At 68.6% G+C, this 21,903-nt stretch carries 22 protein-coding genes and 1 riboswitch; of the genes, 10 read left to right on the forward strand and 12 right to left on the reverse strand.

Annotated elements, in window-relative coordinates:
* The first annotated feature begins 163 nt into the window (after positions 1–163).
* The gene (locus ACFXIV_RS12630) at positions 164–688 is read left to right on the forward strand and encodes a DUF3558 family protein (RefSeq protein ID WP_379399809.1); all 525 of its coding nucleotides are present in this window, start codon (positions 164–166) and stop codon (positions 686–688) included.
* Positions 688–1,200, forward strand: coding sequence for a DUF3558 family protein (locus tag ACFXIV_RS12635; protein ID WP_379399710.1), 513 nt, complete (start codon positions 688–690; stop codon positions 1,198–1,200). The genes ACFXIV_RS12630 and ACFXIV_RS12635 overlap by 1 nt, the downstream gene beginning before the upstream one ends.
* 97 nt (positions 1,201–1,297) lie before the next feature.
* Here the strand turns inward: ACFXIV_RS12635 and ACFXIV_RS12640 are convergent, their stop codons facing one another.
* The gene (locus ACFXIV_RS12640; protein WP_379399709.1) at positions 1,298–1,744 is read right to left on the reverse strand and encodes a hypothetical protein; all 447 of its coding nucleotides are present in this window, start codon (positions 1,742–1,744) and stop codon (positions 1,298–1,300) included.
* Between the two features lie 189 nt (positions 1,745–1,933).
* Positions 1,934–2,114: riboswitch (M-box (ykoK) riboswitch) on the reverse strand.
* A gap of 226 nt (positions 2,115–2,340) precedes the next feature.
* On the opposite strand from ACFXIV_RS12640, the gene ACFXIV_RS12645 reads away from it, so the two are divergent.
* Positions 2,341–3,636: a magnesium transporter MgtE N-terminal domain-containing protein gene (locus tag ACFXIV_RS12645; protein WP_379399808.1), complete on the forward strand. Its 1,296-nt coding sequence runs from the start codon at positions 2,341–2,343 to the stop codon at positions 3,634–3,636.
* A 155-nt stretch (positions 3,637–3,791) separates the two neighbouring features.
* Positions 3,792–5,387: an NRAMP family divalent metal transporter gene (locus ACFXIV_RS12650; protein ID WP_379399807.1), complete on the forward strand. Its 1,596-nt coding sequence runs from the start codon at positions 3,792–3,794 to the stop codon at positions 5,385–5,387.
* A gap of 22 nt (positions 5,388–5,409) precedes the next feature.
* On the opposite strand, the gene ACFXIV_RS12655 is transcribed toward ACFXIV_RS12650, so the two are convergent.
* The 7 genes from ACFXIV_RS12655 to ACFXIV_RS12685 all read right to left on the reverse strand — a co-directional run bounded on the left by ACFXIV_RS12655 (position 5,410) and on the right by ACFXIV_RS12685 (position 12,439).
* A complete protein-coding gene (locus ACFXIV_RS12655) occupies positions 5,410–5,601 on the reverse strand; it encodes a hypothetical protein (RefSeq protein ID WP_354835950.1) in 192 nt (63 codons plus the stop codon).
* Positions 5,602–5,859: 258 nt separating this feature from the next.
* Positions 5,860–6,852, reverse strand: coding sequence for an AraC family transcriptional regulator ligand-binding domain-containing protein (locus ACFXIV_RS12660; RefSeq protein WP_379399708.1), 993 nt, complete (start codon positions 6,850–6,852; stop codon positions 5,860–5,862).
* A gap of 9 nt (positions 6,853–6,861) precedes the next feature.
* The gene (locus ACFXIV_RS12665; RefSeq protein WP_379399707.1) at positions 6,862–7,734 is read right to left on the reverse strand and encodes an AraC family transcriptional regulator ligand-binding domain-containing protein; all 873 of its coding nucleotides are present in this window, start codon (positions 7,732–7,734) and stop codon (positions 6,862–6,864) included.
* 91 nt (positions 7,735–7,825) lie between these two features.
* Positions 7,826–8,746: an AraC family transcriptional regulator ligand-binding domain-containing protein gene (locus ACFXIV_RS12670; protein WP_379399706.1), complete on the reverse strand. Its 921-nt coding sequence runs from the start codon at positions 8,744–8,746 to the stop codon at positions 7,826–7,828.
* A gap of 125 nt (positions 8,747–8,871) precedes the next feature.
* Positions 8,872–9,063 (reverse strand): hypothetical protein, encoded by a 192-nt coding sequence (locus tag ACFXIV_RS12675; protein ID WP_379379084.1) that lies wholly within the window; start codon positions 9,061–9,063, stop codon positions 8,872–8,874.
* A gap of 41 nt (positions 9,064–9,104) precedes the next feature.
* Entirely contained in the window at positions 9,105–10,805 is a 1,701-nt protein-coding gene (locus tag ACFXIV_RS12680) for an AMP-binding protein (protein ID WP_379399705.1), read from the reverse strand.
* Positions 10,802–12,439 (reverse strand): AMP-binding protein, encoded by a 1,638-nt coding sequence (locus ACFXIV_RS12685; protein ID WP_379399704.1) that lies wholly within the window; start codon positions 12,437–12,439, stop codon positions 10,802–10,804. The genes ACFXIV_RS12680 and ACFXIV_RS12685 overlap by 4 nt, the downstream gene beginning before the upstream one ends.
* A 55-nt stretch (positions 12,440–12,494) precedes the next feature.
* Between ACFXIV_RS12685 and ACFXIV_RS12690 the strand changes: the two genes are divergently transcribed.
* A complete protein-coding gene (locus ACFXIV_RS12690) occupies positions 12,495–13,376 on the forward strand; it encodes a response regulator transcription factor (RefSeq protein WP_379399703.1) in 882 nt (293 codons plus the stop codon).
* A gap of 33 nt (positions 13,377–13,409) precedes the next feature.
* Here ACFXIV_RS12690 and ACFXIV_RS12695 read toward each other — a convergent pair whose 3' ends face one another.
* Both ACFXIV_RS12695 and ACFXIV_RS12700 read right to left on the reverse strand, forming a co-directional pair.
* Positions 13,410–13,757 (reverse strand): ribosomal subunit interface protein, encoded by a 348-nt coding sequence (locus ACFXIV_RS12695; protein WP_364608230.1) that lies wholly within the window; start codon positions 13,755–13,757, stop codon positions 13,410–13,412.
* Between the two features lie 135 nt (positions 13,758–13,892).
* Positions 13,893–15,101 (reverse strand): glycosyltransferase, encoded by a 1,209-nt coding sequence (locus ACFXIV_RS12700; RefSeq protein WP_379399702.1) that lies wholly within the window; start codon positions 15,099–15,101, stop codon positions 13,893–13,895.
* Positions 15,102–15,381: 280 nt separating this feature from the next.
* On the opposite strand from ACFXIV_RS12700, the gene ACFXIV_RS12705 reads away from it, so the two are divergent.
* From ACFXIV_RS12705 to ACFXIV_RS12720, 4 genes are all read left to right on the forward strand, one after another.
* Entirely contained in the window at positions 15,382–17,544 is a 2,163-nt protein-coding gene (locus tag ACFXIV_RS12705; RefSeq protein ID WP_379399701.1) for a germacradienol/geosmin synthase, read from the forward strand.
* A 134-nt stretch (positions 17,545–17,678) separates the two neighbouring features.
* On the forward strand, positions 17,679–17,825 hold the full coding sequence (locus tag ACFXIV_RS12710) for a hypothetical protein (protein ID WP_379399700.1): 147 nt from the start codon (positions 17,679–17,681) through the stop codon (positions 17,823–17,825).
* Between the two features lie 513 nt (positions 17,826–18,338).
* On the forward strand, positions 18,339–18,557 hold the full coding sequence (locus ACFXIV_RS12715; RefSeq protein ID WP_379399699.1) for a hypothetical protein: 219 nt from the start codon (positions 18,339–18,341) through the stop codon (positions 18,555–18,557).
* Positions 18,558–18,589: 32 nt separating this feature from the next.
* Complete coding sequence (locus tag ACFXIV_RS12720) at positions 18,590–18,994, forward strand: hypothetical protein (protein ID WP_379399698.1); 405 nt, start codon at positions 18,590–18,592, stop codon at positions 18,992–18,994.
* Between the two features lie 24 nt (positions 18,995–19,018).
* Here the strand turns inward: ACFXIV_RS12720 and ACFXIV_RS12725 are convergent, their stop codons facing one another.
* Positions 19,019–19,831, reverse strand: coding sequence for an SAM-dependent methyltransferase (locus ACFXIV_RS12725; protein ID WP_379421251.1), 813 nt, complete (start codon positions 19,829–19,831; stop codon positions 19,019–19,021).
* A 129-nt stretch (positions 19,832–19,960) separates the two neighbouring features.
* Here ACFXIV_RS12725 and ACFXIV_RS12730 point away from each other — a divergent pair, with 129 nt between their 5' ends.
* A complete protein-coding gene (locus tag ACFXIV_RS12730; protein ID WP_379399696.1) occupies positions 19,961–21,139 on the forward strand; it encodes a cytochrome P450 in 1,179 nt (392 codons plus the stop codon).
* Positions 21,140–21,174: 35 nt separating this feature from the next.
* Here the strand turns inward: ACFXIV_RS12730 and ACFXIV_RS12735 are convergent, their stop codons facing one another.
* Entirely contained in the window at positions 21,175–21,888 is a 714-nt protein-coding gene (locus tag ACFXIV_RS12735) for a phosphatase PAP2 family protein (protein WP_379399695.1), read from the reverse strand.
* Between the last annotated feature and the right edge of the window lie 15 nt (positions 21,889–21,903).

Below are 21,903 nucleotides of genomic sequence, written 5' to 3' on the forward strand. Positions count from 1 at the left end.
CCGAATATCGGAAAGAGTTGAGAGCGTCGGACGGGAGATCCGTAGACAAGCCCTCATGAATTGTCAAAAGCGCGTATTTACATGCGCTGGGCGCCATGTCACAAGTCGTCCGCCGCGTCGCCGATCGCATGATTCGGGCGGTTCGCCTACGCTGGTCGGCGTGATGAGAGCGGTGGGCGCGGTGGCGGGTATCGCCCTGATCGGGGCGGCGATCGCGGGCTGCGGCGGCTCGTCGAATCAGCAGGCGGCCCCGGCGACGACCACATCCAAGGCGGCGGTGATGCCGGCGCCGAACACCATCGGACTGTGCGGCGGGGTGGCCGATGCCGACGTCGGCCAGGCGACCGGGCTCAATGGGCTGCAGCGCGTGGCGGTGAATCCGCTGGGATGTGCGTGGCAGCGGCCCGCGGGCGGTGACTACGCGGTGGTATTCCACTGGTTCCGGGGCAGTCCGCTCGCGGACCGCCGGACTCAGATCACCGACGCGCGCCCGTCCGACGTTCAGGTGGCCGGGCAATCCGGCATCGAATGGCAGGGGCCGCAGTCGTGCGAGGTGGCACTTCCGTTCGGGGACAGCGATTTCATCGATTGGTCGGAGCGGGCCGCGATCACGGAGACCGCCAAGGAGCCCTGCAAGGGCCTGGAGCAGCTGGCGGCGTCCACTCTGACGAAGGCAGGGCAGGGGTAATGCGTACGGTTCGAACGCGAATCGCCTTGGCGGCCTTACTGATCGCCGCATTGGCGGGGTGCTCGCAGGGCCCGAAGGAATCACCCGTGCGCGCCGCCGACGCCCCGAACCTGCTAGCCGGCTGCGGCCCGCTGGAGGATCAGAAGATCGCGAGCAACCTGCACGTCTCGGGCATCAAGCAGCAGAGCGCCCCCACCATCTGCAACTGGACCGCCACCAGTCCGAACGGCGGTGCGGTCGACATCACCTACGCCTGGCTGGAGAACGACACCCTGAGCCGTGAGGTCCAGATCGCCGACCAATTCGGTTATCAGGTCGAGCGTTTGGTGATCAGGCACTTCGGCGGCATGTACTGGCGTGATCCGAAGGATCCGAGCACCTGCGCCGTGACCGCTTCCGACACCGGCACCGTCACCTGGTGGGTCCAGAACCGCGACCACGCGGCGCAACCGGACCCGTGCGCGGGCGCCATGACTCTCATGCAGGCCACCCTCTCGGTAGACGGTGTGTGACCGTCCCGAACCCGCTGCCGGATAAGAAGGGAGCGGCGGCGAGTATCGAGACACTCACCGCCGCAACGGGTTTCGCCAGCGCAAGCGGACCCGCCCGCTATACGGCAGGGGCGGGCGCCGCGCCCGCGGGCGCCGGGGTGGAGTCGGGCGCGGACAGGCGCTGGGCCAGGCCGATGCCGACCGCGATGGCGGCGGGTACACCGGTCAGCACCAGACCGGCCGCCGCACCCAGCGGAATGCCGATGGCGGCGCCCGCGAGGCCGCCCGCGATGCCGGTCGGCACCGACATGACCGTGACGCCGGCGATGGCGCCGCCCGCGGCGCCAATGGCGCAACCGGCCGCGCCGCCGATGAGGGTGCCGATCAGAGTGCCCATCGAGGTGGCCAGACCGAACTGGTTGACCGCCGCGGAGAACGCGGCATCCTGGTCAGCCTGGCTCACGACGTTCTTCGGCAACGGCAACGGCAACGGCACCGGCACCGGAGCGTGTAGGGCCGGGGCGGGGACGGCGGCGGCCAGGGGGTACGCGGTGATTTTCCTCATTTGTGAACCTTCGAAATTCTGGGTGGATGATTTCGAATTTCCACCCGCAAACGGGTGAGTGGAACGGATGACTCGGATACGGACTGTCGCCGGGGGCCATGGGTCGTCCTCACCTCCTTGCGGCCGGAGCGCACGAGGGCGCTGATCACGGGTGCACACGAGGAGTCGCCACGGTAGCAGGCCGGAGGGCGAGCACCCCTCTCGTCAGAGCTTCGGCACTGCACGACGTATCCCCAATGACAATGACGTTGGGAAGCCACTTCGGGTGACCCCTTAATCCGGGGAAACCTGTCCTAACCCTGGGCGTCTCTCGACGTCGTCGGATCAGTGGCCTGTGTTCGTACAGGAGCCTCGCCTAGCGAGGTGCTGATTGACGCCGCAAAGTCTGGCAGTAGAGGATTGATTCGTCAATTCGGACATACGTCCCAATGGGCGCTTCATTCGTCCGCTGGACGTTTACCGTTGGGCCATTGTTCGACGAGAAGCGCCGAAAACCGTGCAATGTTGCCCGTGGCCGCCGGAAATCCGGGGACGCCGAGTCAGGAGCACATATGACCGAACCCACAGTGTCGTCGAAACCGGAAGCGGTTGCGACGATGCATCTGTCGCAGTTGCTGAAGGCACCGGTGATCGCCGCGTCGGGAGAGACTATCGGCCGGGTGGACGACCTTATTGTGCGTCTGCCGGGTGGTGACGCCTATCCGCCGGTGACCGGTGTGGTCGTCGGGATGGGCGGGCGCGAGGTGTTCGTCTCCGCGGAGCGTATCCGGCAGTTCGAGGCCGATCGGATCGTCCTTTCGGTCAACAAGGTCGATCTGCGGTCCTTCGAGCGGCGTGCGGGTGAGGTGCTGCTGCGCGCCGACATCCTGGGTCACCGGCTGATCGATGTGGAGGCTGTCGAGCTGGTGCGCGCCTACGACGTCGAGCTCGACAGGGTCGGCGTGCCCGACGACTCGGGCTCGGGCTGGGTGCTCGCGCGACTGGACACTCGCCGCCCGGCGCGGCTGTTCGGGCTGATCAAGTCCACCGGCGGGCACGCCTCCCGGGACTGGAAGGCGTTCGAGCCGCTGATCGGCCATGAGCAGTCGCTGACCCTGCGGGTCAGCAGCCGGGTCCGCGGGCTGAAGCCCGCCGAGATCGCCGATCTGCTCGAGGATGCCGACAAGCACGAGCAGGACGAGATCCTGGATCAGGTGCACGACGATCCCGAGCTGGAGGCGGATGTCTTCGAGGAGCTCGACTCCGACAAGTCCAGCCGCCTGCTCAACGACATGTCCGATTCGGAAGTCGCGGCCCTGCTCGGGCGCATGCGCGCCGATGACGCGGCCGACTCCATCATTGAACTCAAGCAGTCGCGGCGCCGCCGGGTGCTGGACCTGATGCCGGCCGGGCAGCGCGTCAAGGTCGTGACGCTGATGGGTTTCAACCCGGACAGCGCGGGTGGCCTGATGAATGTCGACGTCGTCTCGTGTCCGCTGGACGCCACTGTGGCGCAGGCGCTTTCGGCGATCTCCGCCGCGCACGCGCTGCAGCCGGAGGCCCTGTTGAAGGTGCATGTGCTCGACTCCGACCGCCTGATGGGCGTGGTCTCGGTGATCGCGCTGCTGCAGGCCGACCCGGCGACGGCGGTCGCCGACATCATGGACGACGATCCGGTGCGGGTCTCGCCCGAGACCGATATCACCGACATCGCCTTGCTGATGGCCGATTACAACCTGTACGCGGTGCCTGTGGTGGACGACGCCGACCGGGTGCTCGGCGTGGTCACCGTCGACGATGTGCTCGAGGATGTCATTCCGGAGGACTGGCGGCGTCGTGAACCCGCGCCCCGGCCGGCCCGGCCGGTCGCCACCGGATCCAGCGACAGCCCGGACGGCGCGGCACAGCTATGACCGATGCCGAGGAAAACCGTTCCACCCCCAACGGATCCGGGCCGCAGCCCCCGGCGGGGAGCGGACGGCCCGCTGCCGCGGAGAAGCCCGCTACCATCGAGAAGCCCGCTGCTGTTGAGGATCCCGCCACCGTAGTGACGAATCGCCAGTCGGCCGTGCTGGATTCGGCGCACCTCGGCGATATCGAGGGCGCGCTCGGCAAGATCAAGATCGGTGACATCGAGCATTCGCGCACGTTCAAGACCCGGATGCTGACGCTGCTGGCCATTATCGGCCCCGGGCTGATCGTCATGGTCGGTGACAACGACGCCGGTGGTGTCGCCACCTATGCGCAGGCCGGGCAGAACTACGGCTACAGCCTGCTGTGGGTGCTGCTGCTGTTGATCCCGGTACTGATCGTCAACCAGGAGATGGTGGTTCGCCTGGGCGCGGTCACCGGCGTCGGGCATGCGCGGCTCATCAACGAGCGCTTCGGCCGCGGCTGGGGCTGGTTCTCGGTGGGCGATCTCTTCGTTCTGAACTTTCTCACCATCGTGACCGAATTCATCGGTGTCAGCCTGGCCGCGGAGTATTTCGGCATCTCGAAATACGTCGTGGTGCCGGTGGCGGCCGCGGCGCTGGTGGCGATCATGGCCACCGGCAGCTTCCGGCGGTGGGAACGGGCGATGTTCGTCTTCATCCTGGTCACCCTGCTGCAGATTCCGATGCTGTTGCTGTCGCATCCCGACTGGGGCCGCGCCGCAAAGGATTTCGTGGTGCCCGGTGTCGAGGGCAGCTGGACCTCCGACGCGGTGCTGCTGATCATCGCCATCGTCGGCACCACCGTCGCGCCGTGGCAGCTGTTCTTCCAGCAGTCCAATATCGTCGACAAGCGCATCACCCCGCGGTTCATCGGCTACGAGCGGGCCGACACCACCCTGGGCGCGTTCGTCGTGGTGATCGGTGCGGCCGCGCTCGTGATGACCGCCGACTACGCCGCGCGCGCCAATGACGCGGTCGGGAAGTTCACCGACGCGGGCGAGATCGCGCACCTGCTGGGCCAGGTCCACCACCTGCTGGGGTCGGTCTTCGCGATCGTGCTGCTGGACGCGTCGATCATCGGTGCGGCGGCGGTCACCCTGGCCACCAGCTACGCCTTCGGCGACGTGTTCGGCATCAAGCACTCGCTGCACCGCGGGTTCAAGGACGCCAGGCAGTTCTATCTGTCCTATATCGCGATGGTGGTGCTCGCCGCGGGCGTCGTGCTGATTCCGGGTGCGCCCCTGGGGCTGATCACCACCGCCGTGCAGGCCCTGGCCGGGCTACTGCTGCCCAGCGCCAGCGTGTTCCTGCTGCTGCTGTGCAACGACCCGCAGGTGCTCGGGCCGTGGGTGAATCGCACCTGGCTGAACATCGTGGCGGCGATCATCGTCGGCGTGCTGCTGTTGCTGTCGGGAATCCTCATGGCCACCACGCTGTTCCCGGACCTGGATGTGGTCGCCACGGCCGGATACCTGGCGGTGGCGCTGGTGCTCCTGGCCGTGATCGCGGTGGTGGCGCTGAGGTTCACGCAGCGCGGGGCGCCCGCGCCCACGCCGCGGCCCCGCTTCGAGGCGTCCGCGAAGGACACCTGGCGGATGCCGCCGCTGACGCTGCTGGAACCGGTGACCTGGTCGGCCGGTACCCGGCTGGGCATGATCGCCCTGCGCGCCTATCTGGTCGTCGGCGCGATTCTGCTGCTGGTCAAGGCGATTCAGCTGGGGCGGGGCTGACGGTCGCGGGGCACGGCCGAGCTCAGTGCTCGAGGAAAGTGGCGACGATGTTCCAGAACATGTTCGGGTCCACGCTGTTGAAATCCCAGCTCTCGGTGAGGCTGTGCGTGATGCTGACGATGCTCGGGATGTCGAAGTCGTGCCGGGTGGCGGTGCCCTTGGCCTCCACAGCGGTGACGACGTAGGCGGTGGCGGTTTCTGCGGTGTGGGGCACGAGGAAGCTCCAATCGAGGACCGGGACCGGATGGGGACACGCGGCCGTGGACAGCGTCGGCCACAACCACGCATCGGAAACGCCGTGGCGAGCCTCGCGGCGGGCACGTCGTGGCGTTTCCGTCCAGTTTCATTTCCGCCCGCGTCGCGCGGGAGTTCCGAAGACGCCAAACCGGGCCAGTACACGCCAACCTTGCTGTGTGGTTGCCGGAATACCGTACGGTAGGTGCGATTTCGGCCCGCACGCGGGGTCCTTCTTTCAGGAATCGTCGCGATCGCGCCAGCGATGTACGGCGCGCCGCAGGCTGGCCGGATCCGCGTATCCCAGGAATTCCGCCTGCTGAGCGCGTGGAAGGTGTTCGGCCCGTTGCAATCTGCGGCGCCGCGCCCGGTCCACCTCGCGGCGCCAGGTGGTTCCGGCCTCGGTCAGGCGGCGTTGTAGTGATCTTGGTGAGGTCAGCAGACGCCGCGCAACCAATTCCAGTGTCGCCATACCCTCGTCGAGGGCGCCGTCGAGGACGTCGCCGAGCCGTTCCAGCCAGGTGACGCCGGACTCGGGAGTGGCCGGCAGCGTGGCCGCGTAGGACAGCAGCACGGCCGTCAACTCGGGATCGGCCGACTTCATGGGTAGCGCCAGATCCGCGGCCCGCAGCGTCAGGGAGTCGACCAGGCTCCCGAAATCGATTGCGCGAGTGCCGAACAGCTCGGTGACGGCGGCGAGATCGACCGGCGCGGCCTGCCGGAAGGTCACCCGCGCGGGCACGATCGGATAGCGGGTGGCCGCCCGGCCCCGGCCCACGAGGAGCGCGAAAGCCGCCTGCACCAACAGTTCCCGCCCGCGGCAGTCCTCCACCCCGGACAGCACCTCGTAGCAGACCTCGTGTTCGGTGCGATGCGTGATCCGGAAGTTGTAACTCGTTGTCAGACTGCCGGTGTGGCGCACGCAGGCGTCCAGCGCCGCACCCAGGGTCTCCGCCGACAGGAACAGATACTCAAGCAGCCCGAATTCGCCGGTCGTACTGTCCTCCGGCACGCGCAGGGCGATATCCGGGTCACCGGTTTCCTGTTCGAGCAGCTCCCACACCCGCAGGCAGTACCGGGACGACACCCGGGTCCCCTCGCCGCCCTCGCGCCAGGCGGATATCCCGGCCAGCCGGGCGATCCGCTCCGGGTCGAGCCCCGCCCGGGCCGCCCGCTCCAGTGCGAACCGGGCCATCAGAATGCTGTCGTGAGAGTCGGATCGAGTAGTCACGGCCGCCCGTCACCACGCCGCCCGGCGGCGCGCGCTCGCCAGCTCCCGGCTCCAACTGGTTCCGGCCGCGGCCAGCCGCCGCTGCAGGGTGCGCGGGCTGGTATCCAGCCGCCGGGCCACGCCGTGGATGGACGCCGTGTCCAGCGACGGTAGTGAATCGAGCTCGGCGGCAAGCAGATCGGCCCAGGCGCGCGCGGGCGGGGTGGACAGGGTCGCAGCCGTGGCGGCCCGGCGTAGCACGGCCGCCAGCCCCGGATCGGCGGTGAACTGCCGCCGGTCCAGGTCCGCGTGGTGCAGCGTGAGCGTGTCGGCCTCGGCGCCGAAATCGACCGCGGCCGTGCCGAAGAACTCGGTATACGGTGCGTGGTGGCGCGGCGCGCGTTCCCGCAGGGTCACCGCGACCGGCGTGATCCGCGCCCGGGCACCGAGACGCGCGCGACCGGTTAGGAAGGCGAAGCTCGCCTGCGCCGCGACCTCCGCGCCCCGGCCTTCCCCGGCCGTCTCCGCCGCGAAGGTGACGTGCCGGTCGTCCTCGCCGACCACGGCCACGCGCCGCGTGGTCGACAGCGCGGATCCGAATTCCCCTGCGGCCCTGAACCCTTCGCCCACGGTCGACGCCGTGGCGAGCAGATAATCCATCATCCCCAGTTCCCCCATTCCGTACCGTTCGGCCGCCCGCAGTCCCACGTGCGGCAATTCCGCCCTGCGCTCGAACAACTCCCACAATCGCGGATAGCACTGCCCCGGAATACTTCCCGGCGGCCCGTCCAGCGCGCCGGCCCCGATTCCCGCCGCCCGCGCCAATTCCACCGGATCCAGCCCCGCCGCCCGGGCTCGCGTCAGCACGAACCGGGCCAGCAGCACACTGTCCGAGGCGGTCATGATCGCTGCTCCATTCGCCCGGCCACACCGCCTCGCCCACGCCACCCCGGGTCACCTCGCCGGAGTGGGTACCCCCTGGAACTTCGGCGAATCATGGCGTATCGCCGTCGTGTTCGGCGGCCCAGCCGGATTCGATATCTTCGAGGTGGCGTTTGCGGGCGCGGTCGACCTCGAGGCGCCAGGTGGTGCCGGATTCGGCGAGGCGGCGCTGGAGGGTGCGCGGGCTGGTGTAGAGGCGGCGCGCGACCTGGTCCAGCAGCGCGTCGGTGCCGTCGAGGACCTCGGCCAGCGCCGCCGCCACCCGGTCCGGCCACTCGGTGACGCGCGGCGGCGGGGGCGGCATGGTGGCGGCGTGGCGGCGCAATACCGCTGCCAGCAACGGGTCCGCCGTGATCTGGGCCAGCTCGAAGTCCGCGTTGCGGAAGGTGATCCGGTCGACCGGAGCGCCGAAATCCAGCCGCGCCGTGCCGAACTGCTCGGAGAAGGCGTCGAGGCGGCGGGGCGCGCGCTCGCGCAACCGGATGCGCACCGGATCCATCGGGCGGCCGGTCGTCTGGCGCATGCGCGAGATCAGGGAGGCCAGCGCCATCTGTACCGATAGGTCGCGGGCGCGGCCCTCGGTATTGACGGTGTAGATGTCGAAGGTGGACTCGGTCTCGGTCTGCGCGCCGGGCTCGACGCGGTAGTTGGTGGAGATCGCCCCCACGAACGGGCCCATCACGCCGAAACCCGCGCCGACGGTCTCGGCCGTCGAGATCAGATAGTCGATCAGCCCGAATTCCCCGAGCCGGTAACTGCCGGTGGCCCGCAGGGTGACCTCCGGGTCGTCCAGCTCGTACTCCAGCAGCTCCCACAGCCGCGGGAAGTAGTCACTGGACACCCGGGCATCGCCGTCCTCCAGCAGCCAGCCCGGCATGCCGGCCTCGCGGGCGAGGCGGGCCGGGTCCAGGCCCGCGGCCGCGGCGCGCGACAGGACGAAACGTGGCAGCAGCACGGAGTCGGAGGTGTGCATCAGCCAATGGTGCGGGGAATTCGCGGCCGGAAACCCGGAATTCGCCGAACTGTGAGACAGCCCGCTCGTCCCCGATTTCCTGTGGGTCCGGGCGAGCGGGTGTCGCTCCCTGGTCTTTCTGCGGGTCAGGCGCGCAGGAACGTGGCCGCTATGCCCCAGAACCGGCGGCGGTCGACCGCCTGGAAATCCCATGTCTGCGTGATGCTGTGCGTCGTGCTGACGATCCCGGGGATATCGAAGTCCTCACGGGTCGCCGTCCCCTTGGCCTCCAGGGCGGCGATGACGTAGGCGGTCGCGGATTCCACGGTGTGGGGCATGGGAGCTCCGGTCTGTCGTAGGGGCATGGGGCGGTGCGGTTTCAGCGGATGGTGTCGCTCAGTACTTCCTCGTAGCGGTACTCGGTGGGGATGGTCTCGCCGGCAGCGTGCGCCTGTTCCTCGCGATGGCGCAGGTCGACGCGGCGGATCTTGCCGGAAATCGTCTTCGGTAGCTCGGTGAACTCCAGCCGGCGGACACGCAGGTAGGGCGCCAGGTGATCGCGGGCGTATTCCAGGATGGCGCGGGCGGTTTCACGGTTCGGCTCCCATCCTGCCGCCAGTGCCACGTATGCCTTGGGCACCGCGAGCCGCGTGTCATCCGGCTGCGGCACCACGGCCGCCTCCACCACGGCCGGATGCTCGATGAGCACGCTCTCCAGCTCGAAGGGGGACACCTTGTAGTCGGAGGACTTGAAAACGTCGTCGGTGCGCCCGATATAGGTGATGTATCCGTCCGCGTCTCGCACGGCCACATCGCCGGTATGGTAGTAGCCGCCGTCCATGACCGCGGCATTACGCTCCGGATCGCCGAGGTAGCCGGTCATCAGATTGACCGGTGCCGCGGCCAGATCCAGGCAGATCTCGCCCTCCTCGGCGCGCTGCCCGGTGATCGGATCCACCAGCACCACCGGGACGCCCGGCGCGGGCCGCCCCATGGAGCCGGGCTTGAGCGGCTGCCCGGGCGTATTGCCCACCTGCAGGGTGGTTTCCGTCTGACCGAAGCCGTCGCGGATGACCAGGCCCCAGGCCTTCTCGACCTGTGCGATGACATCGGGGTTCAAGGGCTCACCCGCGCCGAGGATTTCGCGCAGCCCGGCCGGACGCTCGCCCAGATCGGCCTGGATCAGCATGCGCCACACCGTGGGTGGCGCGCAGAACGTGTTCACCCCGGCCCGGCGCAGCTGTGCCAGCAGGGCCGCGGCGTCGAAACGCGCGTAGTTGTAGACGAATACGGTCGCCTCGGCCAGCCACGGTGCGAAGAAGCAGCTCCAGGCATGCTTGGCCCAGCCGGGCGCGCTGATGGCCAGGTGCACGTCGCCGGGGCGGACGCCGATCCAGTACATGGTGCTCAAGTGACCGACCGGGTAGCTGATCTGGGAGTGCTGCACCATCTTCGGCTTGCTGGTGGTGCCCGAGGTGAAGTACACCAGCAGCGGATCGGTCACCTCGGTGACGGCCCGGAACGGCCCGGCCGATTCGACGGACGCCGCTTCGGCGTAGTCGTGCCAGCCAGACACCGGCTCGCCCACCACGATTCGCGTGTAGTCGCCCGGAACCTCGTCGAACTTGCCCGTATCGCCGTGATTGGCGATGACGAAACGCGCTCCGCCGCGCTCGATCCGGTCGCTCAGATCGGCCGGCCCCAGCGCCCCGGTGGTGGGCATGATGACCGCGCCCAGCTTGGCCACCGCCAGCATGGCCTCCCACAGCTCGGCCTGGTTGCCGAGCATGAGCACCACGCGGTCGCCCTTGCCGACGCCCAGCCCGGCCAGCCAGGTGGCCACCCGGTCCGAGCGCTCGGCCATCTCGGCGAAGCTGATCCGTTGTTCGGAGCCGTCCTCCTCGACGATCCACAGCGCGGGCCGGTCGTTGCCGCGGGCGATGTGGTCGAACCAGTCGGTGGCCCAGTTGAATTCGCCGGTCAGCCGTGGCCATTCGAACTCGCGCAGAGCCGCGTCGTAGTCCGTCGACACGGCCAGTAGTCCGTCGCGGGCGGCGCGGTAGGCCTCGGTGTTCGTCATGCGTTCTCCTCGGTCAGGCCGAGCAGTCGCGCGCCGATCTCGCGCATCTCGACCTTGCGGATCTTGCCGGTCACGGTCATCGGGAACTCGTCGACGACGTGCACATAGCGGGGGATCTTGTAGTGGGCGAGCTTGCCGGCGCAGTACTCACGCAGACTCTCGGCGGTCAAAGGCGGTGTACCCGGGCGCATCCGGATCCACGCCAGCAATTCCTCGCCATATTTGACGTCCGGCACGCCGATCACCTGGGCGTCGACGATGTCGGGATGGGTGTAGAGGAATTCCTCGATCTCGCGCGGGTAGATGTTCTCGCCGCCGCGGATGACCATGTCCTTGATGCGGCCGGTGATGGCCACGTAGCCCTCGTCGTCCATGGTGGCCAGGTCGCCGGTGTGCATCCAGCGCGCGGCGTCGATGGCCTCGGCGGTCTTCTCCGGTTCGCCCCAGTAGCCGAGCATCACCGAGTAGCCGCGGGTGCACAGTTCGCCGGCCGCGCCGCGCGGCACGGTCACCCCGGTCACCGGGTCCACGATCTTCACCTCGATGTGCGGCCCGGTGCGGCCGACCGTCGCGGTGCGCTGCACCAGCGAATCGTCGCCGCGGGTCTGGGTGGAGACCGGGCTGGTTTCCGTCATGCCGTAGCAGATGCTCACCTCGCGCATGCCCATGCGCTCGATGACCTGCTTCATCACCTCCACCGGGCACGGCGATCCGGCCATGATGCCGGTGCGCAGCGAGGACAGGTCGTAGGTGTCGAACTCCGGATCGGCCAGTTCGGCGATGAACATGGTCGGCACCCCGTACAGGGAGGTGCAGCGTTCGGCCGCAACGGCTTCCAGGGTGGCGCGCGGGTCGAAGGCCGGGGCCGGGATGATCATGGCCGCGCCGTGCGTGGTGGCGGCCAGATTCCCCATGACCATGCCGAAGCAGTGGTAGAACGGCACCGGAATGCAGATCCGGTCCTGCTCGGTGTAGCCGCACAGCTCGCCCACGAAATAGCCGTTGTTGAGGATATTGTGGTGGCTGAGGGTCGCGCCCTTGGGGAAACCCGTTGTGCCGGAAGTGTATTGGATATTGATCGGATCGTCGGTGGACAGCGCCGACTGCGCCGCGGCCAGCAGATCCGGATTCGCGGCCCGGCCGCTGGTGAACAGACTCTGCCATTCGAGGCTGTCCAGCAGCACCACCTGCTCGAGCGCCGGGCACTCCGGGCGCACCTCGGTGATCATGGCCGCGTAGTCGGAGGTCTTGAACGACGGTGCCGCGACCAGCATCCGAATTCCGGCCTGGCGCAGCACGTAGCGCAGTTCGTGCGCCCGATACGCCGGATTGATATTGACCAGGATCGCGCCGACCTTGGCGGTCGCGTACTGGATCAGCGTCCACTGCGGGCAGTTCGGCGCCCAGATGCCCACCCGGTCGCCCTTGCCGATGCCGGCCGCCAGCAGGCCCAGCGCCAGCGTGTCTACCTCGGCGTTGAATTCGCGGTAGGTCCAGCGGATACCGGTGGTGTAGTCGATGAGGGCCTCGCGGTCCGGATGCGCGGCCGCGGTCCGGTCCAGGTTGGCGCCGATGGTGTCGCCCAGCAGGGGAGCGTCCCAGACTCCGAAGGTGTAGCTCGTGCTCTCGCTCACACCAGTAGGATCTACGTCACACTCACCCTGGACTACCCCCGAAAGGGGCTGACCGATGACTTCGGCCACGGACGGGCTCCTGCGCCCCAGCGACGGTGACGCTCTGCGCGCTGAGCTGCGCACTCTCGCCTCCGCCAGCAAGCTTCCGGTCGTCTTCGGCGGCGAGGTGCACGCGGGCATGCTGGTGCTCAGCGAGTTCGTCGGCACCCGCACCAACGGCATGCGCGGCCTGGCCGTCGCACCCAGTTCCGGGCTGGGCGGCTCGGCGGTGGTGACGGGTAAGCCGCGCTCGGTGTCCGACTATCGCTCGGCCTCGACCATCACTCACCACTACGACGCCCCGGTGCTCGGTGAGGGTCTGCGCGCGGTGGTGGCGGTGCCGGTGGTGGTGAGGGGCGAGGCGCGGGCGGTGCTGTACGTCGCCAATCGGGACTCGGGGGTGATCGGTGACCGCATCGCCGACGAGATGGTGCAGGCCGGGCGCCGGCTCGCGACGGAACTGGCCATTCGCGACGAAGTGGATCGGCGGCTGCGCCTGTCCTTCGCGCGGGAGTCCACGACGAGCGCCCATGCCTTCGTCGCCGAAGCCAATTCCGTTGTCACCGAACAACTCCGGGATCTGCACGCGGAACTGCGCGGCATCACCCAGGTGGTCTCGGAGGCCTCGGCCCGCCGGCGCCTGCGCGAGGTGACCGAGAAGCTCGCGCGCCTGGTGTCGGGTGTCGCGGCCCCGGACGACGCGGTGAGCCTCGCGCCCCGGGAACTGGACGTGCTCGCCCACGTCGCGCTGGGCTGCACGAATCTGGAAGCGGCGCAGCGACTTTCGGTGCGCCCGGAGACGGTCAAGAGCTATCTGCGCAGCGCCATGACCAAACTCGGCGCGCACAACCGCCACGAGGCGGTCGTGCGCGCACGCCGCCTCGGGCTCCTCCCGTAACCGAATGTCGGAGGCAGCGGCCCGCGACCGGACTCAGTCCGACACGAGGTGGCGGATCGATTCACCGCCCTTGGCGTGATGTAGCCGCCCGAACTTGCTGTCGAGCAGGTGAGCCATGCTGTCGGCGGCTCCGGTGTAGGCGTCCTCGGCGGTGGCCGCGCGGTGGGTGGTCGCCACCGGTGGCTGGCCCTTGGGCCGCGCCTCGAGGCTGCACTTCTTGTCCTCGGAACCACCCTTGTGCCCGTTCACATCGGTGATGTGGGCCTCGACCCGGGTGAGGTGATCAGCGAATCGATCCAGAATCGAAGCGATGGTGTCCGTCGCTTCCTGGGCGATCGCGCCGCCGCCGATGTTCTTGTCGGCGAAGACCTGGATTTGCATGGCATCTCCAATCTCTCGGGTAGCAATCCCCGGAGTAACCGAGGGCTTGCTGACCCTTCCGACCATACCCACTCCGACTGAGAGTGGCGTGTGGAATAGATCGCGTGGCGGCGTACGGCTTTTCGTGGTCCGCGCTCAGCGGGTGGCCAGATCCAGGACGGTGAGGGCGAGGTCCGTGGCGGCCTCCGGGTGGCCGAGGGCGCGGGCGGCGGCCGACACGGCGGCGCGGGTCCCGGCATCGGTCAGGAGTTCGGTGAGGGCCGTGCGGAGGTTCGCGACGGTGGCATCGTCACCGACGAGAGCGCGAGCGGCATTGTGGTCGGCCAGGATTCGGGCATTGCGAATCTGCTCGCCGCCGACCGAATGCGGGTACGGAATCAGCACCGAGGGCTTGCCCAGTGTGGTGAGCTCGGCGAGAGTTCCTGCGCCGGAACGGGATACGACCACGTCGGTAAGTGCCAGCACATCGGGGAGCTCGGGGCCGACGAACTCCCGCACCAGGTAGCGGCCGCGCACGTCCTCCGGGAGGGTGGCGGCGTGGTCGCGAACCTGCTCGAAGGAGAGCCGTCCGCACTGGTGAATCACATTGGCGGAGTGGAGGAGTTCGGGCAGCAGCTGCCCGATCATCTCGTTGATCTGCACCGCGCCCTGCGCGCCGCCGGTGATGTAGACCGTCGGCAGGCCGGGGGTGTAGCCCTCCCAGTCGAGAGCCTTGACCGCCGCGGCCGGATCGCCGGTCGTGAGGGTCGGGCGAATCGGGTTGCCGGTGACCACGGCCCGGTCCCGGGCGCGCGCGGGCAGCATGGCGATCGACGCCTCGGAGCTGAGCGCGATGCGGTCGGCCATCCGGGCCAGCAGCAGGTTGGCCTTGCCGATGCCGGTGGTCTGCTCGTGGATCACCAGCGGCCGCCGGCGCAGCGCGGCGGCCATGCCGATCGGGGCGCACACGTAGCCGCCGGTGCACAGCACCGCGTCCGGGCGGAACCGGCGCACCACGCCCTGGGCGGTGAGGACGCTGACCGGCACGCGCAGGGCATCCCGCGCATTGTCCTTGTTGAGCATCTTGAGCGGATTGCGGTCGCGGCGTAGCTTGCCGGCCTTGATGGCGGTGAAGTCGATGTCGTTCTCCGCCGCGACCCGCTGCTCCAGACTGTCGGGCACGCCCACCCACAGCACCTCGGCCGCGGCCCCGCTCTCGGCCGCCAGATCCCGCAGCGCCCGCACGGCCGCCACCGCCGGATAGGTGTGGCCGCCCGTGCCGCCACCGGCGACGATCACGCGCACCCGGCCACGGTCGCCCAGTCGCTGCAGGATCGGGGCGCGGTCGGCGGCGGGATTCGGCATGGACGATCCTCCTGGTGTGGGTGGCGGGTGCGGGTGGCGCAGCGCCCAGGCTATCTCGGGCGGGGGCGGGCCGGCCGGTTCGGGAGGTACCGGTCGGTCGGACAAGATTGCGAGGTGTTGGCGAGACGGCGGCGGGCCTCTACCATGATTGTGACGCTGATCACGTTGTCGCAGTGAGAGTTCTGACGCGGTTCGTTCGACATATCGCAAACAGCAGCGCAATACCGGCACGTCGCCCCCGGCGACCGGAGTGCACAACCTCCAGCGAGAGGGCCCTGAATTGAAGCCCTTCACCCTGCCCGATTTCTATACCCCGCATCCCGCCCGGCTCAATCCCCATCTTGGGTACGCCCGCGCGCACTCCACCGCGTGGGCGCTGCGCATGGGCATGCTCGGCGAGCTCGGAGTCGACGGCAAACCCATCTGGGACGCCGAGAGATTGGACCGTATGGACTACGCGCTGCTGTGCGCGTACACCCATCCCGACTGCGACGCCGAGGCTTTGGCGCTGCTCACCGAGTGGTACATCTGGGTCTTCTATTTCGACGACTGGTTCCTGGCCGAGTACAAGTACACCGGCAACCGGGCCGAGGCCACCCGGTATCTCACGCGCCTGGAACTGTTCATGGCCGAACCCGGCTGTCCCGCACCGGAACCCGAGACGCCGTCGGAGGCCGGACTGGCCGACTGCTGGGCCCGGACGGTGCCGGTCATGTCCCCGGGCTGGCGGCAGCGCATGCGTCGGTCCACCCACAACCTCATGGTCGAATCCCTCTGGGAACTGGACAATATCGCCCGCGACCGGGTGGCCAATCCGGTCGAGTACATCGAGATGCGCCGCCGGGTGGGCGGCGCGCCCTGGTCGGCCAATCTGGTGGAGTTCGCCTGCGGCGCCGAGCTGCCCGGCCGTTTCGCCGCCGAGCGGCCGCTGCGGGTGCTGTGCGAAACCTTCTCCGACGCAGTGCATCTGCGCAACGATCTGTTCTCCTACGAGCGCGAGGTCCGGGTCGAGGGCGAGAACGCCAATATCGTGCTGGTGCTGGAACGGTTCCTGGGTCTGCCCACGCAGGCGGCCGCGGAGCTGACCAATGACATGCTGACCTCGCGGCTGAAGCAGTTCGAGGACACCGCGTCGGTCGACGTGCCACAGCTCTTCGTGGAACGCGCGGCCACCCCCGCCGAACAGCTGGCCGTCGCACGGTACACCGGGGGCCTGCAGGACTGGCAGTCCGGCGGGCACGAGTGGCATCTGCGGTCGAGCCGCTACATGAACAGCGGCGTCGACCGCGGTCCGACCGGGCTGGGCAGCGCGGCCGCCCGGCTCGCGCCGGGGTTGCGAATCCAGCTCCAGCAGCACGTTCCGCCGCCGCGAACACCCGGACCGCTGCCGGTGCGCGGGCTGGTGATGCCGTATCCGGTGTCGATGAATCCGCAGGTGGCGCTGGCTCGCGCGGACGGGCCGAGGTGGGCCGCGGCCGTCGGGCTGCTGGATCCGCGGGTCGGCTGGACGGCCGAGACCGTGGCCGCCGCCGATTTCGCGGGGCTGATGGCCATGCTCGATCCCGGGGCCGACGCGGCCGCGCTGCTGCTGCGCACCCGCTGGTGCACCTGGGGCACCTACGCCGACGACCTGGCCACCCGGGTGTTCCGGGCGGAACCGGTATCCGGCCGAGATCAGTTGCGGCGCTTGCCGCTTCAGCTCTCCGAAAGCCCGCCAGCACCGCTCACCGCACTCGAATACGGCTTGGCCGCGCTGTGGCGCGATACAGCGGCCGGCTGTGACGAGGCGGGGCGCGAGCGCTTGCGGGCGGCCCTGATCGAGCTGTTCGAGGGCTGGGAGTGTGTGCTGGAGAACGAGATTCGGCACCGTCTGCCCGATCCCGTCGACTATCTCGAGCAGCGACGTCTCACCTCGGGCGGGCCGCTGTTCTGCGCACTGGACGCCCTGTATTCGCTCGAAATTGCCGCAGACCCACGGATTTCGGAAATATCCGACTCCAGTATTGTTCGGCAGCTGCAGAATTCAGCCCACGACTACGCGGCCCTCGTCAACGATCTCTATTCGTATCAGAAGGAGATCGAATACGATGAGGAGATCTACAATCTCGTGTATCTCGCCCAGTCCTTCCTGGGCTGTTCCCGAGAGCATGCGGCCGATATCGTCGTCGATCTCGCCAATGAACGGTTGACGCAGTTCGAACTCGTCGCGCGCGAACGGCTGCCCGAATTCTTCGCCGACCACGAGCTGCCCGGCGAGGTGCGTGCGGCGCTGCTCGGCCATGTCGACCGGCTGCGTGATCACATGGCCGGAAATCTGCACTGGCACACCGGCACCGTCCGCTATTCCGAGCAGGCCCTGCGGGCCTCCCGTCCCAGGCCGGTCATCACCGGTCCGCTCGGCCCCTTCGTCAGCGTGCTCGCCGATCGGGCGGGCCGCCGCTGACCCGCTACGCTGCGGCCGCCTGGCGTGTGGCGGCTGTGGAGGATCGATGACACGAGGGGGCCGCGCTGCTGGGTTGCGCCTGCGCCTGCGCCTGCGCCCGGGGCGCGCTGTGCGCGGGCGCGCCCTCGGAGTTGGTGGCGGCCTTGGACCGGTTCGGCCGGGAACTGGGCATCGCCCTCCAGGTGGGCGAGGACCGGCACGTGCGCTGCGCCGCGGCCGTGCTCGCCGAGCGGCCCGTCGAGGATCCTCTGGCGCTGGCCGGATGCGCCGCGCAGCGATAAATCGAATTCGGACAAATGAATTCGACCGGACGGTTCATATTGCGCGGCAATATATTCTCGTGATCCAACCGTCAAGCACGCTTAACCCGTAGGCGGCGCACATAGCGGATCGCTTGCGCAGGTGATGCTGGTTTCCCTGCGCGCCGGGTCGCGCAATGCCGTGGGACTTAGGTAATCGATTCACCGGAATCCATTGCTCTAAAACTGCTGGGCTGTCACGATATCCCACACGCGGTGAACGGGTTCGGTGCGATTCGCCGTCGAATTTTCAACCAGGCGTGCAACTTTCACATTCGGATGCTTCCGGGCTGCGATACGCCTCATTTCGCCGTGCCTATTTCCCAGGAGTTCGAGCATGACTACGGGAGCTGTCGCCGCACCCGGGCGGCTGCTGGCGCTGGGCCGCGAATCCGCCAGGGAATTGGTCCAGGAATTGGTGGCCGGCGCAGCTGCCGCGATATCGCGAAGCTGTTGTGCCGCAGCCTGTATGCGGTCAGCGTCGAGGTGGTCCGCATGCTCGACGACGACCTGCTCGCCATCGCCCCGCTGGAACCCGAACCGCCGCTGCCGGCCCTCGAGCCGCCCCGCGACGCACCCGGGCGGTCCCTGCTGCCGCGCCGCCGCCGCAGCGCCAGCGGCATCAACGACATGCTCCCGCCGCGACCGCCGCAGCCCATGCTGCGCGGCGGTCAACGAACCCTCACCCCGAGGAAACCAGAGAGGACGCAATGAACACATCGAGCAATGCAGGTGCCCCCGGCAGCATGACCGACCGGGTGTCGACGCTGGTGAAGGTCCTGCGCTCGGAGGTGCCCGAATGCATCGCCGCGGGCGCCATCGACATGGCCACCGGGATGCTGCTGGCGGTGGAGACCGTCGACAACCATCCCCAGGAGGTCCTCGATCTGCTGGCCGCGGCCACCCTGGAGCTGTTCCAGGGCCGCAATGTGGTGATGATCGAGAACATCTGGAAGGAGCGGCGCGGAATCCGGTTGGAGCGCCACTACTTCCAGGAGGTCCTGGTCAACAGTGACAACCTCACCCACCTGTTCGTGCGTGCCGAGAGCCGCGAGGACGTGGTCGTGGTGGTGGTGTGCCGCAAGTCGGTCAATGTCGGCATGCTGTTCGCCCAGACCCGGCGGGTGCTCGAGGACGTCGGCAGGCTCTGACCGTGCGCGCGGCGGGTCGCCGGATCAGGGAATGCGGCCCACCGCGCCCAGCATGGACACCGCCTCGGGACGCGGATGCGGCCGGTACTCCTCGGGCCGCCAGAGGGTGACCGCGGTGATGCCGGGCGGGATCAGGGTGAATCCGTCGAAGAACTTGGCGAATTCGGCGCTGGAACGCAATTGGAACGGCACGCCGCTGCGGGCATTGGCCTCCGCGGAGCGGGCCAGGTCGTGCTCGTCGAGATAGTCGTTGGTGGCGTGCGACATGACCAGGTAGCTGCCGGGGGGCAGCGCGTCGGTGAGCTGCCGGACGAGGTCGTAGGGCCGTAGCTCGTCGGTCATGAAGTGCGCGACCGCGACCACCATGAGCGCGACCGGCTTGCTCAGGTCGATGGTGGCCAGCAGGTCGGGATGGGTCAGGATGTGCTGCGGGTCGCGGAGGTCGGCGTCCAGATACGCGGTCCGGCCCTCGGGGGAGCTGTTGAGCAGATCGCGGGCGTGCACCAGCACGATGGGGTCGTTGTCGACGTAGACGATGCGGGACTCGGGGGCGATGCCCTGCGCGATCTCGTGCACGTTCCCGGCGGTGGGCAGGCCGGTGCCGATGTCGAGGAACTGGCGGATGCCCGCCTCGCCGGTCAGATAGGCGACCGCCCGGCGCAGGAAGTTGCGGTTCTCCACCGCGGACAGCTGCACGGTCGGGAACGCCTCGGACACCGCGTCGGCGGACTCGCGATCGGCGGGGAAGTTGTCCTTGCCACCCAGCCAGTAGTCGTACCGGCGCGCCGGATGCGGTTTGGTGGTGTCGACGCGGTCCGCCGCTGATTCCGAGTTCAAAACGCTCACAATCCTTTTCGGCTACTGTCTGAATCTGTCAGCTCCAGTTGCGGATCGGTAGCGACTCTGTACCTTCGGAAACCGGAAGAGCCGTGCGCCCGCCCCCGCAGCATCGCCGGAAGGTTCGTCATGCAGTTGCGCTACAGCCCGTTCGATTTCGATGTCCATGCCGATCCGTACCCTTACTATGCCAGGTTGCGCAGCGAGGCCCCGGTCTACCGGAACGACACCGACGACTTCTGGGCCTTCTCGCGCCACGCCGACGTGCTCGCCGCACTCCGCGATTCGGACCGCTTCTCCAGCGTGAACGGCCTGCGCATGGAACCGGCCTTCTGGGGGCCGCAGGCCGAACGGTTCTTCTCCTTCGTCGCTATGGACCCGCCCAAGCACACCCGGCTGCGCGGCCTGGTGACACGCGCGTTCACCGCGCACCGGGTGCAGTCGCTGCAGCCGCGGCTGCGCGAGATCGCGATCGGCCTGCTGGAACCGCTGCTGGAGCGCGGCAGCTTCGATCTCATGGCCGAATTCGCCGGGCCCTTCCCGACCGAGGTGATCTCCGAACTGGTCGGCGTGCCCGAGAACGATCGGGAGATGCTGCGCAAGCTCGGCATGGAGATCATGTACACCGAGGAGGAGTCCACCGATCTGCGACCGGAGGCCATGCAGGCCATCGGCGCGCTGGTGGGCTACTACACCGAGCTCACCATCGAGCGCAGCAAGTCCCGGCAGGAGGATCTGCTCTCGGGTCTGCTCGATGCCGCCGACGGCGATGACCGGCTCACCCCCGAGGAGATCGTCGGCGTGCTGATCCTGCTGGTCGGGGCCGGCATCGAGACGAGCATGCTCACCTTCGGCAATGCCTGGCACGCCGCCTGGCTGCACCCCGACCAGCGCCGGCGGGCCCTCGACGGCCGCATCGACGACTGGATCGCCGAGGCCATGCGCTGGGACCCGGCCACCCAGACCCAGCTGCGCACCACCACCGAACCGGTCGAACTGCACGGCGTGTCGATTCCCGCCGACGCCCGCATCCTGCTCCTCACCGGCGCCGCCAACCGCGACCCGGAGGTCTTCGCCGATCCGGACACCTTCGACCTGGACCGCGACACCTCCGCCTCCCTGGTCTTCGGCAGCGGCCGCCACCACTGCCTCGGCTCCAACCTGGCGCTGCTGGAACTGCGCACGGCGCTGCAGGAAATCGCTTCGCGGGTAATCGATTTCGAGGTCGACCCGGCGGGGCTGCAGCGCATCCACGCCTCCAACAACCGCGGCTTCGCGAGCCTGCCGACCACGGTCACGCTGCGCTGAGCGCTATCTCCGTGCGGTGCCGCCGCCGGTCCGGTTCAGCGCAACGAGCCGGGCAGGCGGTCGGTCACCAGGCGGGTGTACGGGCGCAGGGTCAGGCACACCGAGAGCCAGCACGCGCCGATGAGCCAGCCGGCCAGGACGTCGGTGGGCCAGTGCACGCCCAGGTAGAGGCGGGACAGGCCGACCGCCACGGCGAACAGGGCGGCGACGGTGATCACCAGGATGCGGGTGACCCGGCGGGCCAGGACCGGCAGGAGGACCGCGACCAGGATGCCGGCCGCGACGGTCGAACCGAGGGCGTGCCCGGACGGGTAGGAGTGATTGGTCTCGGTGACCAGATGGTCGATCACCGGGGGCCGATCGCGGGCGATGAGAAGTTTGCCGAAGAAGACCAGCGCCCCCGCGCCGGCCGCCGCGACGGCGACGAGCACCGCCTGGTCCCAGTACTTCCGCCACGCCAGCAGCACGCACGCCAGGATCGAGTAGATCGCCACCGAGGTGGTGTCCCCGGCCGCGCTGACCGCCTTCGCGAGGCCGGTCCAGGTGGCGGTGCGCTGGTCGATGAACCACTGCAACCAGGGGGAATCCGGTCCGGCCGGGCCGTTGTACCAGACCACCACGCAGGTCATGACGAGAATCACGGCAGCCAGCGCCAGCGCGACCAATACGCCGGTGAGGGTGCGGCCGGGGAATCCGGTGGGCCGTTTCGTGGTGGACGCTTCCTTCTGCGCAGGGGGTGAGGACAGCATGCCACCGAGGTTGCC

Origin of the sequence: Nocardia sp. NPDC059236 (genome assembly GCF_042754085.1) — a bacterium.
Lineage (GTDB): Bacteria > Actinomycetota > Actinomycetes > Mycobacteriales > Mycobacteriaceae > Nocardia.